This is a genomic window from Streptomyces sp. A5-4, from assembly GCF_051131715.1.
In the GTDB taxonomy this organism is placed as follows: Bacteria; Actinomycetota; Actinomycetes; order Streptomycetales; family Streptomycetaceae; genus Streptomyces.
Window position 1 is genome coordinate 4608159 of sequence record NZ_CP178591.1, and the last position, 12452, is coordinate 4620610.

The window sequence follows — 12452 nt, forward strand, 5'->3', positions numbered from 1 at the left end:
TCACCAGGGTGCGATGATCAGCCCGGTCCCGGTGTGGCCATCAGGTACGGTCTGAACTGGATCTTCTTCAGCTTGCGTTTGACGATGCAGACGAGTCTCTTGAGGCCGTTGCGGCGAAGCTGGTGATGGCGCGTTTGAGGCGTGACCACACGCTTCGACGGCGTTCAACTCGGTTGTGTACGAAGGCATATGGAAGTTCCGCAACCATTCTGCGTGCGCCTTGGCGAAGGCGACGAGCTCCTTGGTGAGGTGGACGTTGAGGTTGTCCCAGCACCACACCAGTGGGCAAGGAGGATAGATCGCGGCAACTCGTGCCAGGCGAACGTCTTCGGCTCGCTCTTGCGCCCGTGCCAGATGTGCTGCTTGTAGAAGAAATGAGGACGGTCGGAAGCAGACGACGCCGGCGATGTTGACTCGGCCGTTTTCCCGACCGCGCGCCCGCACCACGGGGCGTGCTCCGCGCGGCGCCCAAGTGCGGTCCTTCGGCGGCCTCAGTGCCTGGCCTGCGAGATCGCCGATCTGCTGAATCAGCTCGAACACGACCCGGACCTCCTCGCCAAGTGGGCGAGACGCGTGTCGGAGCGGCGCTCGCGGGGACGAAGTTCGTTGTCACCAAGGGCCCCCGACGGATGAGCCTCAGCCCTTCGCTCCGGCGGCCGACCTCCGGCACGTTGAGATTTGGTTGGGTTGTCCTTGGTCCTGGAGTTCGGTGGCGACGCGGGAGGCGATATTGCTCGACCTCGTTCTTGATCGGCTGCTCGCCCCAGCTGAGCGGGTCTACGATCACCCGCCCACGGTGAGCGGGTCGTCGACCTGGTGGCCGCCTCTGGCAGGTCCTGGCCAGATGCGCCGAATTCGTGAGCGATGCGTGAGCGGACGTTTCAGCACTCATTGGGATCGGACGTCACGCTGTCGACCCTTGCAAGTCTCTGACCAGGTAAAACCGGATTGATCGTGATCACGGATCACCACCCGTCACGATCTTGCAGGCCCTCGTAATGCGTAGGTCTCGGGTTCGAATCCCGAAGGCGGCTCCATGGAGAACCCCAGGTCAGGCTTCTGATCTGGGGTTTCTTTTTTCGTTGACTCGGAATTCGGTCTAATCGGACACTCGTGGTCTACGCATCGCAATGCGTTGGTCGCGGTTTCGCTACCTGTTGTCATCGAGCCGTTAGAAGGCTTTGACCTGCGGTTTTGGTGCGCTGAGCCCTTCGGTTGGCCATGCAGGCAAATGCTCCGGTGGACAGGCGGTGGACAAGTGTGCGTGACAGCTCGTCAGAATCGCCTCGCCACCCCCTGGCTGAGCCGATGCTCTCGGATGCGTTGGGAGTGGTGGCCGGCGGCGTAGGGATTGTGCTGTTCCGACAGGCTGGTGGCCACCCGTGGTGGTCGACAAGCGACGGCACTGACGGTGCGAGGGAAGGGGCCGCTCCCGGGCTGCTTCGCTGCGTGCGACAAGACAGCTTGCCACTTCCCGATCCAACGCGTCGCCCACGTCGACCGTCACCGTGACCTGCTCGTCCGGCACGCTGCGTGAAGCGTTTCGCCCCCCGCCGGACTACCGCCGCGTCAGAGGCCTCCGCCCCGGCTGCGGAGGCATCAGCACCGCCCTCACCGCAGCCGGCTCCGCCGGTTCCACCGCCGCTTCGAGCACTGTCGCCGGTTCCGGTGTCGCCGCCGGCCCGGCCGGCACCGTAAGGGCGGCGTCCTGCGGAGGCCGAGGCGTCACCCGGCTCAGCTGGACCACTCCCCAGGCGGCCAGTGCCGCACCGGTGAGCGCGAGCAGCACGCCCCCGGCCCCGCCGCGCAGCCGCTCGCCGAGCAGGGACAGGCCGATCCCCGCGGCGGCCACGGGGTTGGCCAGGGTCACCACCGCGAGCGGAGCGCCGAGCCCGCCCCGGTAGGCCGTCTGCGCCAGCAGTAGCCCGCCCGCGGCGAATGCGGCCACCAGCACGGCCACGCTGACTACTTGGACGCTGAGCAGCGGGCCCGAGCGGTCCGTGGCGGCGACCGTGACGCTCTGGGTGAGCGCCGAGGCGACGCCGGAGGCGATGCCGGACGCCGTGGCGTGTCGCAGTCCCGGCCGTGCGCCGGGCCTGGCCAGCAGGCCGACCAGTGCCGCCGTCGCGCCGGATACCGTCAGAGCTTCGGGCGCGCTCAGCACGTCGTCGGGTGCCGGGCCGGACGCGGTGAGCAGCAGCGTGCCCAGCCCGAGCAGTGTCAGCCCGGTGCCCCGCCATTCGGCGGCGCTGACCCGCCAGCCGGTGAGCCGTGCCCCCAGGGGTACGGCCGCGATCAGGGTGAGTGCGCCGAGGGGCTGGGCCACAGTGAAGGGACCGTATGTGAGGGCCACGACGTGCAGCAGCGCGGCCGAGGCGTTGAGTGCGACCGACCACCACCAGGCGCCGTTGGCCAGCATCCGCAGCGCGCCCGCGCCCGCGTGGGCGTGGCGGGCGGCCAGGCGTTCCTGGGCGACTGCCGCGGCGGCGTAGGCGCAGGCGGAGACCAGGGACAGCAGGACGGCGACGAGAGCGGCGTTCATCGGTCCGCCCCCACAAGTTCGCGCCGCTCGGCCGTTGCCCGGCGCCGGGACTCCGGCCGTCGGTGGTGGTGAACCGGCCGCGGGGCGAGGGTGCGCCGCGGCCTGTGCGGCAGGCGGAGCACGGTCAGGGCGAGCCCGAGTAGGGCGGCTGCCACGAGCACGTCGAGCCAGTAGTGGTTCGCGGTGCCCACGATGACCGTCAGCGTGGTGAGCGGATACAGCAGCCAAAGCCGGCGCCACTGCGACCGCGTCGCCATGATCAGGCCGACTGCCACCGTCAGGGCCCAGCCGAAGTGCAGCGAGGGCATCGCCGCGAACTGGTTCGACACCTGGTCGGTCTTCGGCGGCCCGTACACCGAGGGGCCGAACACGCGGGCCGTGTCGATCAGGCCGGTGGCGCCCAGCATCCGCGGCGGGGCCAGCGGGAACAGCAGGTGCAGCACCAGTGCGGCGCCGGTCAGCGCGGCCAGGATCCGGCGGGCCCAGAGGTAGTGCGCGGGCCGGTGCAGATAGAGCCAGGCCAGGAAGGCGACGGTGGCCGGGAAGTGGACGGTGGCGTAGTAGGTGTTCGCCACGTGTATCAGCGTGTCGCCGTGCAGGAGCAGGGACTGCACCGTGCTCTCGTCGGGCAGCCGCAGGAAGCGCTCCCAGTCCCACACGTGATGGGCATTGCGCAGGGCCTCGGCGGTGTGACCCGTCGCGAGCTGCCGACCGAACTCGTACGCCAGGAAGAGCCCGGACACGAGCAGCAGCTCACGGACGAGCGGTGGGCGCGCGGGTGCGTCCGGCCTCACTTCTTCAGGCACGCTGCGGGCATTCATCCCACGCCCCCTTCGCTGACGCCGGTGCGGGTGACTCACTGGGGACGGGGCGCGTGTGACGGTTTTCATCGAAACGCCTCACCCCCACGCATCATCAGGCACCTTATAGTTCCATGTAAGATTAGAAGGTACCTTACGAAGAGAGCAGGTTCCCTATCCATGTCCGAACCCACCGCCCGCACCAAACCGCACCCCGCGTCCCCTCCCCACGTGGTGGACGCCGCGCCCGGACAGCAAGGCGCCGCCGGATTGGCGGGTGTCCTGCTCCCGGTCGCGATCGTGCTGATCATCGGCGCCATATTCGTCAGCGTCTTCCTGGCTGCGTTCCACGACCCCAAGCCTCATGATCTGCCGGTCGCGGTCGTCGGTACCGGTGCGCAGGTCGAACGGGTCGCCGACGGCCTGGAGCGCGGACTGCCCGGCGGGTTCGAGGTGAAGGGCTACGCCGACGAGGGCTCCGCCCGGCAGGCCGTACAGGAGCGCGCGGTCTACGCCGCCTACCTGATCGGCGACGGCGCCTCTTCCGAGCTGCTGTACGCCGGGGCCAACGGCCCGACCGTGACCTCCACCGTCACCGGCGCCTTCTCCCAAGTGGCCCAGGCAAGCGGTGACCGCCTCAGCCAGCAGGACATTGTCCCCGCCTCGGCCGGCGACAGCCGGAGCATGTCCGTCTTCTACGCCGGTTTCGGCATCGTCCTGGCGGGCTTCCTGTTCGGCATGATGACCTATCAGATGGCGCCGCGTCTCCAGTACCGCTGGCGGATGGCGAGCCTGGGCGCGTTCAGCGTGCTCGGCGGCGTCGTCGTGGCTCTGATCGTCGGCAGCCTCGGGTTCGAGGCGATGCCCGGCCCCTTCCTGGGGATCGCGGGACTCGTCGCCCTGATGGCAGCGGCTATCGGCGGCACGACCATGGCCTTCATGCGGCTGTTCGGCAAGGCCGGCATGTCGCTGGCCTCCGTCGTCCTGTTGACCTTCGGAAACGCGACCAGTGGAGGCACACTGCCTCCCGCCTACCTCCCCGGCTGGCTGCAGCCGCTGTCGGACATCCTTCCGGTGGGAGTTGGTGTGCGCGCCCTGCAGGGTCTGTCGCACTTCGACAACGACGGCGTGCTCGCCGGTGTCCTCATCCTCGCGTCATGGGCCCTGGCCACCGCGGCGGCGCTGTACTGGCGCGACTCGCACCGCCCTCACCGCAGGGCCGCCGTCTGACGCGGTAGACCGGGCCTCTCCCGCCGGCCGCGACGTACCCGTTCCTAGACTGGAGCTGTGACGGACACCGTGTTTCCCACCATCGGATACCTCGCCTGGCAGCTCTCGCAGAACCTCGCCGGAAGGCTGGAGCGGGAGCTGCGGGCGCTGGACCTGACGCTGGCGCAGTACAACGCCCTGCTGCACACCGTGCACACTCCGGGACTCTCCTCGGCGGACATCGCGCGCCGTTCCGGCATCACTGCCCAGTCGATGGGAGCCGCGGTGAACCAGCTCATCGGGCGAGGACTACTGCGCCGGGAGCCACATCCGACGAGCCGCCGCAACATGTGCCTGTTCGCCACAGAGAAGGGGCACGCCGCAGTCACCCGTGCCGACGCGGTCGCCGGCCGCATCACAGCCGAGGCGACCTCGCACTTCTCTCCAACGGACAACACGAACCTGCACCGTCTGCTGTACCGCCTGGTCGAGGAACTGAACCCGGACTCCCTCGCTACCGGTGCCCAGCCGGATGCCCTGTCCGGGCGTGAGCGGCCGTAAGCGGCACGTTTCGCGCATGTCAGGTCACGGGCCGGTGATCAGGTTGAGCATGCCGAGCTGATCTTCGCGGCCCGGCCGGACCCGGCTGTCGGGCACTCCATTGCGCTGTGCTGCCGCGGGGCCTCTGCGGGCTGGTGGTCCGTCGCCCCCATTCCCGCCCCGCGTCTGCGCCGCGTCAGCTCCCCTCGGTGCGCCAAGGCTGCCCTGATGTACCCGAGCGGTCAGGGTCTTCGTGCTGCCGTTCGGGTCAGCGGGCGGGGCGCCACATGGTGGTGACGACGTGGCCGGTGGCGGTGGTGATCTCGTCGCGGGCGGTGAAGCCGGCGCTTTCGTAGCGGGCGATGTTCGCGGGGTTGGATGATTCCAGGTAGGCGGGGGCGCCATGGGCGTCGATGCGAACGAGGCTCTCCGCGAGCAGCCCCATGCCAAGCCCCTTGCCTCGGTGGTCGTCGTGGACTCCGGGGTGAGCGGTGCCGCCCGGCGGGATCCACACTCCACGCCCGGCGTGAGTGTCCAGGGGTAGCGCAGGGCGGAGATGACATACATGCGCCACACGGCCGCCGCCTGCACGGCGCGACGCGACTGGTCGGGGAAGGCCGGCCCCCACAGCGGGTCGTGGAAGAAGGCGGTGGTCATTGTGGAGACGAGGGCGTCGATGTCCGCAAGGGTGGCGGCCCGGGCGGGGCGGTAAGTGCTGATCATCGCCGTACCGTAGCCACATGGGCCGGCCGGGCGCTCGACGGATTTCGTTGACTTCGGCTACTGGTTACTTCAGTTCGATCTCGACGAAGACCAGCGGGGCGGTGGCGGCGTTGACGACTTCGTGTTCGCCGCCGGCCGGGCGTGCGTAGGACTCGCCTGCCCGCAGTTGCGAGGAGGTGACCGTGCCGTCGGGGGTGATCACGTCCGTGTGCCCGTCGGTGACGGGCACGACGGCGTAGTCGTACGTGCACGTGACGTACCGGTGCTCTGTCCGGGCTCGAAGTCCCAGCGGGTGACCCGTACCCGCTCGTCTTCGTGCTGCACGGTGGCGCGGGCGGTGGTCGCCATGGCCTGTCTCCTCATCGTCGGTTACCGCACCCGTGCTGCCGACCGGCGGGGAACATCCCAGGTGGCAGGTTATCCGCCGTTCTCTACGGCCGGACTCCCTCGGTCAGGAATTGCTGAGGAGCGCGGTGCCCGTCGGACGGTGATGACGTTTTCGGTGACGGTCGCTTGCTGTCCCTGGCGGCCCGCGGCGGTGTGTGTCCGGGTTGACAGCGGTGTCAGTCCCCGTAAGTGAGCGCGATGTCGAGGTCGCTCGGGTTGCCGCTGCCCGCCACCGTGACCGGCTGCGACACCGGAGGGTAACCGCTGGCGATCACCGTGTACGTGGCGCCGGACAGGCCGGCGAGCGCGTACGCGCCGTCGGAGCCGGTGGTGTGCACCGCGACCACATTGCCCACCTGGTCGAGAGGGTGACGCGGGCGCCGTTCACGGGGGAGTCGGTCGGTGTCGCCGACCGTGCCGGTCAGGGCCGCGGCGGAGCGCAGCACGGCGTCCTGGAGGGTGGCGGTGCCGTTCGCGACGTGGGCCTGGCCCGCGTAGGGCTGGAAGCCCTCCGCGCTGGTGGTTAACGTGTAAGCGTCTGGCGGGAGGTGGGGGAGCGCATGGCCGTCGTCAGTGTCGGTGAGCGTCGAGCCGACGGTCTCGCCGCGCTCGTCGGTGGTGACGACGAGCGCGGCGGCGACGGGGGCCGAGTCGGACTCGGCTCGCGCGGTGCCGTAGGGGCCGCCGTCGCCGCTGAGGACGAGGTCGAAGTCGACCGGCTCGTCCGCGCGCAGCGCGAGCGTGGCGACCCTGGTCACGGCCGGGAGCCGAGCTGACAAGGACGTAACCGTTACCGTCGGCGGAGGGGGCCGACACCGCGTAGCTGCCGTCAAAGGCGGCGGCGCCGCGGCCGAGCTGGGCGCCGGTGCGGTCGATCAGGGTGACGACGGCGCCCGTCAGGGGAGCGCCCTGCCCGTCGGTGATCCGGCCGTGCACGCCCGGGCCCGCCACCGCGGGGGCAGTGGCGACGGGAGAGGCCGCGGTCACGGCCGCGCCGGCCGCCTCGGTGGCGCCTCGACCGCCGGCCCGGACTTCTGCTGCGTGGGGGCCTGCGGACGGCCCGCGCGGTACAGCAGGCCCGAGACGATGAGACCGGCCGCGAAGAATCCGGCGGCCCACCAGTACGCGGTCGCGTAGCTGTGCACGGCGGCCTCGGCCTGGCTGGCCTTCGAGACACCGTGGTCGGCTATGTAGTTCGAGATGGCCGTCGCGGCCATGGTGCTGAACAGCGCCGTACCGATCGAACCGCCGACCTGCTGCATAGTGTTGACGGTCGCGGCGGCGACACCCTGGTCCTTCGGGGCGACCCCGAGAGTGCCGAGGCTTATCGCGACAGGCACCACCATGCCGGTGCCGAGGCCGATCACGATCAGCGGCGGCAGGGCGTGCGCCGCGTACGAGCTGTCCACGCCGAGCTGTGTCAGCCAGACCAGGCCGCCCGCGACCAGCCCCATGCCGACCGGCACGACCGGCTTCGGGCCAAGCTTCGGGACGAGCACGATGGGGGCGATCTGCGCCATCACCATCAGCGACAGGATCATCGGCAGGAAGGCGACGCCCGTCTCCAGCGGGCTCTTGCCGAGGATGATCTGCAGGTAGTACGTCAGGAACAGGAAGATCCCGAACATGCCCGCACCGGCGATGAACACGCTCACGAAGGACGCAGCGCGGTTGCGGTCGGCAAGGACGCGCAGCGGCAGCAGCGGATGCTTGGCCCGCGTCTGCCAGAAGATGAACAGCGCGAGCAGAACGACACCCGCGGCCAGGAACACCCAGCACATCCAGTTGCCCCAGCTGTGCGTCTCGGCGTTGGAGAAACCGAAGACGATGCTGAACAGGCCCGCCGCGACGAGCAGCGTGCCCAGCAGGTCCAGCTTCGGGCGCGGGCCGGGCGCGGGCTTGCGGACGAAGACGATCGCGCCGACGACCGCGACCGCGGCGATGACCAGGTTGACGTAGAGCGTCCAGCGCCAGTCGAGGTGCTCGGTGAGGAAACCGCCGAGCAGCATGCCGATGGCACCACCGGAACCCGCGATCGCACCGAAGACGCCGAACGCGCGGGCGCGCTGCTTCGGCTCGGTGAACGTCGTCGTCAGCAGCGACATCGCGGTCGGCGCGAGGACCGCGCCGAACACACCCTGCAGGGTGCGGCCCGCGACGAGCATCGAAAAGCCGGTGGCGGCACCGGCGAGGGCGGACGAGCCCCCGAACCCTATGAGACCGATGAGCAGCGTTGTCTTACGTCCGAAAAGGTCGGACAGCTTGCCACCGAGCAGCAGGAGGCTACCGAAGGCGAGCGAGTAGGCGGTGACGACCCACTGACGGCCGTCGTCGGAGAAGACCAGGTCCGCCTGGGCGGACGGCAGGGCGATGTTCACGATGGTCATGTCGAGCGTCACCATCAGCTGGGCGAGGCCGATGACAGCCAGCACCCACCAGCGGTGGGGCACGTGGTGCGCGGCCGGGGCGCCCGGGGGCGGCTGTGCGGACGAGGCCGCGGCCGGCCGCTCGCGCGCGTCGGGTGGGGTGGGCATTGCGTGATCCTTCCAGGTCTGTCGGGAGCCGGAGGCCGTCAGTGGCCGGAGGCGGTCAGGCGTGCAGCAGCAAGGGGGAGGACGGCGGTGTTTACGTAGCGCTGGAGGTAGTCGGTGTCGGCCGCCCGCCGCTCCAGGAGCGGCCGGGAGAAGACGCCGCCGAGGAACATGTGCGGAAGGAATGCGACGATCTTGAAGTGGGTCTCGGAGTCGATCGCCCGTCCGTCTTCCGGATCAGGTGCGGCCATGAGCCCTTGCCTTCGTCGGTCAGAAGATGGCGAGCGGATTGACGAGGAGTCCGGTGGTCTTGGTGATGCGCGGTGGGGCCAGAACGAGCATGAAGGTCCAGCGGCCGAGTGATGCGCAGACCTCGGCGAGGTCATCGAGGTGTGCGGCGTCGACCAGTGGCAGGCCGAGCCGGGCGAGCGCGACCTGGTGCACGGGCATCGGGAATTCAGGCGGACGCCGGTCGCCGATGTCGCCGACGTAGACACTGACCCCGTGTTCGTCCATCCACCTGACCGCGCTCAGGTCGAGACCGGGCACCGGTTGGCCGACCGGCAGGTTGATGTCCCACCCGCCACGCAGCACCAGCGCGTCCCCTGACTCGAACGAGACGCCGGTACGGGCGAGCGCGTCGTCGAGATCCGCCGCCCCGATGTACTGGTCGGCCGGGAGGCTGCCGCGCTCCGGCGCCAGGTCCAGAAGTATGCCGCGTGTGACGATGCCCGCTGTGAAGGGCTCGGCCGAGCCGTGGGTGACGCCGGTCGGCGTGACGGCCTCCTGCACCGGCACGCCCGGGTAGATCTGATCACCGACCGGCATGTGGGACACGGCATCGAGATGAGTCAACGCGGCGTTGTGGGTGTTGACGAGGAGCGAATCGGTCAACGCGAGCGGCTTCGCCCCGTTGAAGTTCACCATCTGCAGCACGCCGGCCGGCATCGTCGCCGGACCCCCGACCGGCCCGAGCCCGGTTGTGAGCGGCACCGGATCGACGGACCGGGCAAGGCTGACGTGCCGCGCCTCGCGCACCTCGGTGGCCGCCCGGGCACGTGCCGTTGTATCGATCAGGTTCAGGGTGCCGAGCTGGTCGTCGCCACCCCACCGTGCCCAGTTGCTCGGCAGCTCGTCCTCGGCCATTCTCTGCTCCTGTCTGCGTCGGCGATTCCGCGCCGACGAACTCTGGCGGGCACGTGCAGTGGTCTCACCGATGATCTTGAGGCCGTCGGTGGGGCGGAAGAAGGCCTCGACCTTCAAGTCCCCCGTGTCGGGTACTCTCCGCCGACGGTGAAGGTGGGCATACCTCGCCGCGGTGCACCGGGCAGTGTGGGCGGTGTCGCCGGCAGTGGTGCGGCCGAGCGTTTCGAGACGGGGCAGCGCGTGGTGGTGCATGCTGATCGTGAGCACGTCGCTCACCGCTACCAGCGGGATTCCTTTGTGCAGCAACGAGCCCTCTATCGCGCTGACCCCCTCATGTGGAGGCCGGCCACCCCGTCCAGGGCATCGCGGAGGCTGGTGCCGCCGGTGCCGCGAGCGCTGAGATAACCGTCGGGGCGGACGAGGATCCAGTCTCCTTCAGTCGCGGCCAGCGTGTCCTGGACTCGGCCGTCGGGATCCCATACGCCGTGGCCGTCCTCATCCGGCCGACGCCGACTGATCGTCACCTTGTCCAGCCAGGCCGGCAGCGAGCCGGTCTCCGCGGTGATCTGGTCCTGACTGGTGGCGTGCTTGCTCCCGGCGAAAACAAGCAGGTGCCAGGCCGAGGTCCTGAGCAACGCGCGCAGTGCCAGCCAGCCGGGTGACTGGGCGTCGGCGGCGGTGATCTGGGTGAGTCGCTGACCGGGGCGCGGACCCGCAGCCGACTCGTCGCCGGGCACCGTCAGCGGGCTGTCGAGGTAGGAGATGCTCAGACCGGACATGTTCCGAATGAGCTGGCGCATGAAGCCACGGTCCTCCTCCAGGGCTTCCTTGGTGGTGCCGGTGTCGACCATGGCGTTGTTCATGACCTCTCCGGTGGAGGCGAGCAGGGCCTGGCCGATGGGAACGCGTTCGGCGTCATAGGTGTCGAGCAATGCGGCGTCGGCGTGGCCGTGCACGACCATGGCCAGCTTCCACGCCAGGTTGTACGCGTCCTGGATGCCGGTGTTGAGGCCCTGCCCGGACGCCGGAGAGTGGACATGGGCGGCGTCACCGGAGACGAAACAGCGCCCGACGTGCATCGCGGGTACCGCGCGCTGCTGGACGGTGAATTTCGACGCCCAGGTGGGGTTGTCCACGACGGTGTCGCGACCCAGTGCCTGCGACAGCTTGGTGCTGAACTGCCGGGCGATCTGCCCGGGTTGCTCGGCCTCCCCTTCGCCGGTCGTGTCCAGCAGTCGCCACTTGCCCGGATCCGGAAAAGGGAACATCATCAGCGCGCCGCCGGCCGGGAACAGCCAGTGCACGCCGTCTCGCTCCAGGTCGGTGTGCACGATCGCGTCGGCGATCAGCCAAGTGTGGACGGCTTCGCCCTTCAGGGGGAGCTCAAGGGTCTTGCGGACGGTGGAGTGTCCGCCGTCGCAGCCCCAGAGGTATCGGGCACGTACGGTCTCCTGCCCCGTGCCGGAGCCATCCCCGCTGCGCAACACGGCCGTGACGGCTTCGTCGTCGTGCTGGAAGGTTTCCAGCCTGGTGTTCCACTCCACCTCGACCCCGGCCGTGGCGACATGTCCGCGAAGGACGCGTTCAGTGATCACCTGATCGATATTGAACATGTACGGAAACCGGGTCGCCAGGTCGCCGTAGTCGAAGTCGAGCCGGGTCGTGGAGCCGGCCTGATGGCGGATGAATCCGTTGATCCTCGTTCCGTGCGGAGCGATGTCGCCGAGGATCCCGAGTTGATCGTAGATCTCCAGGCTGCGGGCGTGCGTACCCAGCGCGCGGCTGGTCGTGGCCGGGCCGGGCGCGGCATCCGCCAGGCGAACCGAAACGCCGCGCTGGGCCAGTTGCAGTGCCGCTGTGAGTCCGACCGGGCCGGCCCCGGCGACGAGGACATCAACGTCATAGCCTGTCATGGCTATCAACTCCTCCTGCGTCAGCGATGCTGACGCAGGAGGTTACATGATTGAAAGGAACGCGAGCAATGAGTGCCGAGGATGCCCCGGACGTGAACCCGCCCCTCCTCACACTCATGCAACGGGGTGTCCGGTGGTTCTCCGACGAGCTGATGGAGCGACTGGACGCCGCCGGCGTGGACTCCATCACGCCGGCCCACGCGGCCGTACTCGCACACCTGGGCCGTGACGCACCGCTGAGCATCGCCGAACTCGCCCGCCGCGCCGGCGTCACCCGCCAGACGATGCACCGCGCCGTCACGCAGCTCCTCGACGAAGGCCTGCTGACCAGTGCGCCGGGGCCGGGATTCCCGCGCAGCACACTGATCGGACTGACCGACGCGGGGCGTCGGCGTTGTGACGTCGCGTCAGGAATTCTTGATGACCTGGAACAGGTTCTGGCAGGCCAACTGGGACCCGGGTCGCTGGCGGACCTGCGGGATGCCCTGGCGCGGGCGTGGCCGGGGTGATGAACCGGCGGGCCCTCGTGGGTGCCTGCGTCTTCGTCTCGGTCATGTTCTGCTCCGTTCGGACGGTGGCGGTTGTGGAGTTCCGTCCCCTACCGATTCGCTGTGATGGCCGGTGGGATGAGGCGATGAGCGAGTAGCAGCGTGTCGAAGGC

Annotated in this window: 13 protein-coding genes; 3 read left to right on the forward strand and 10 right to left on the reverse strand. The window is 69.3% G+C overall.

All coding sequences use genetic code 11. The features are described 5' to 3' along the window. The 3 genes from ACLLJJ_RS21360 to ACLLJJ_RS21370 form a co-directional block, all read right to left on the reverse strand. A complete protein-coding gene (locus ACLLJJ_RS21360) occupies positions 1-540 on the reverse strand; it encodes a transposase (protein WP_434593945.1) in 540 nt (179 codons plus the stop codon). A gap of 1018 nt (positions 541-1558) precedes the next feature. Continuing rightward, positions 1559-2542: a hypothetical protein gene (locus tag ACLLJJ_RS21365; protein WP_434593948.1), complete on the reverse strand. Its 984-nt coding sequence runs from the start codon at positions 2540-2542 to the stop codon at positions 1559-1561. Continuing rightward, a complete protein-coding gene (locus ACLLJJ_RS21370) occupies positions 2539-3363 on the reverse strand; it encodes a phosphatase PAP2 family protein (RefSeq protein ID WP_434593951.1) in 825 nt (274 codons plus the stop codon). The genes ACLLJJ_RS21365 and ACLLJJ_RS21370 overlap by 4 nt, the downstream gene beginning before the upstream one ends. A gap of 159 nt (positions 3364-3522) precedes the next feature. Here ACLLJJ_RS21370 and ACLLJJ_RS21375 point away from each other — a divergent pair, with 159 nt between their 5' ends. Together ACLLJJ_RS21375 and ACLLJJ_RS21380 are read left to right on the forward strand one after the other, a co-directional pair. Beyond that, entirely contained in the window at positions 3523-4572 is a 1050-nt protein-coding gene (locus tag ACLLJJ_RS21375; protein WP_434593954.1) for an ABC transporter permease, read from the forward strand. Positions 4573-4629: 57 nt separating this feature from the next. Next, on the forward strand, positions 4630-5112 hold the full coding sequence (locus ACLLJJ_RS21380) for a MarR family winged helix-turn-helix transcriptional regulator (RefSeq protein WP_434593957.1): 483 nt from the start codon (positions 4630-4632) through the stop codon (positions 5110-5112). A gap of 247 nt (positions 5113-5359) precedes the next feature. Here the strand turns inward: ACLLJJ_RS21380 and ACLLJJ_RS21385 are convergent, their stop codons facing one another. From ACLLJJ_RS21385 to ACLLJJ_RS21415, 7 genes are all read right to left on the reverse strand, one after another. Continuing rightward, positions 5360-5536 carry a hypothetical protein gene (locus ACLLJJ_RS21385; protein WP_434593960.1) on the reverse strand — a complete coding sequence of 59 codons (177 nt, stop codon included), beginning with the start codon at positions 5534-5536 and terminating at the stop codon, positions 5360-5362. A 342-nt stretch (positions 5537-5878) separates the two neighbouring features. Beyond that, the gene (locus tag ACLLJJ_RS21390) at positions 5879-6043 is read right to left on the reverse strand and encodes a hypothetical protein (RefSeq protein ID WP_434593963.1); all 165 of its coding nucleotides are present in this window, start codon (positions 6041-6043) and stop codon (positions 5879-5881) included. Positions 6044-6377: 334 nt separating this feature from the next. Further along, complete coding sequence (locus tag ACLLJJ_RS21395; RefSeq protein ID WP_434593965.1) at positions 6378-6959, reverse strand: carboxypeptidase-like regulatory domain-containing protein; 582 nt, start codon at positions 6957-6959, stop codon at positions 6378-6380. A gap of 225 nt (positions 6960-7184) precedes the next feature. After that, positions 7185-8735, reverse strand: coding sequence for an MFS transporter (locus ACLLJJ_RS21400; protein ID WP_434593968.1), 1551 nt, complete (start codon positions 8733-8735; stop codon positions 7185-7187). Positions 8736-8773: 38 nt separating this feature from the next. Next, complete coding sequence (locus tag ACLLJJ_RS21405) at positions 8774-8983, reverse strand: hypothetical protein (RefSeq protein WP_434593971.1); 210 nt, start codon at positions 8981-8983, stop codon at positions 8774-8776. A gap of 19 nt (positions 8984-9002) precedes the next feature. Then, a complete protein-coding gene (locus ACLLJJ_RS21410) occupies positions 9003-10154 on the reverse strand; it encodes a cyclase family protein (RefSeq protein WP_434593974.1) in 1152 nt (383 codons plus the stop codon). A gap of 38 nt (positions 10155-10192) precedes the next feature. Continuing rightward, positions 10193-11791 carry an FAD-dependent oxidoreductase gene (locus ACLLJJ_RS21415; RefSeq protein WP_434593977.1) on the reverse strand — a complete coding sequence of 533 codons (1599 nt, stop codon included), beginning with the start codon at positions 11789-11791 and terminating at the stop codon, positions 10193-10195. Between the two features lie 68 nt (positions 11792-11859). Here ACLLJJ_RS21415 and ACLLJJ_RS21420 point away from each other — a divergent pair, with 68 nt between their 5' ends. Further along, entirely contained in the window at positions 11860-12300 is a 441-nt protein-coding gene (locus tag ACLLJJ_RS21420) for a MarR family winged helix-turn-helix transcriptional regulator (protein ID WP_434593979.1), read from the forward strand. Positions 12301-12452: the final 152 nt, after the last annotated feature.

Bases quoted from the DNA above. Each gene is read 5' to 3' on its own strand.
- ACLLJJ_RS21375 (WP_434593954.1), top strand. From the start codon at position 3,523: ATGTCCGAACCCACCGCCCGCACCAAACCGCACCCCGCGTCCCCTCCC.
- ACLLJJ_RS21370 (WP_434593951.1), bottom strand. From the start codon at position 3,363: ATGAATGCCCGCAGCGTGCCTGAAGAAGTGAGGCCGGACGCACCCGCG.
- ACLLJJ_RS21420 (WP_434593979.1), top strand. From the start codon at position 11,860: ATGAGTGCCGAGGATGCCCCGGACGTGAACCCGCCCCTCCTCACACTC.
- ACLLJJ_RS21405 (WP_434593971.1), bottom strand. From the start codon at position 8,983: ATGGCCGCACCTGATCCGGAAGACGGACGGGCGATCGACTCCGAGACC.
- ACLLJJ_RS21365 (WP_434593948.1), bottom strand. From the start codon at position 2,542: ATGAACGCCGCTCTCGTCGCCGTCCTGCTGTCCCTGGTCTCCGCCTGC.
- ACLLJJ_RS21400 (WP_434593968.1), bottom strand. From the start codon at position 8,735: ATGCCCACCCCACCCGACGCGCGCGAGCGGCCGGCCGCGGCCTCGTCC.
- ACLLJJ_RS21385 (WP_434593960.1), bottom strand. From the start codon at position 5,536: ATGGGGCTGCTCGCGGAGAGCCTCGTTCGCATCGACGCCCATGGCGCC.
- ACLLJJ_RS21415 (WP_434593977.1), bottom strand. From the start codon at position 11,791: ATGACAGGCTATGACGTTGATGTCCTCGTCGCCGGGGCCGGCCCGGTC.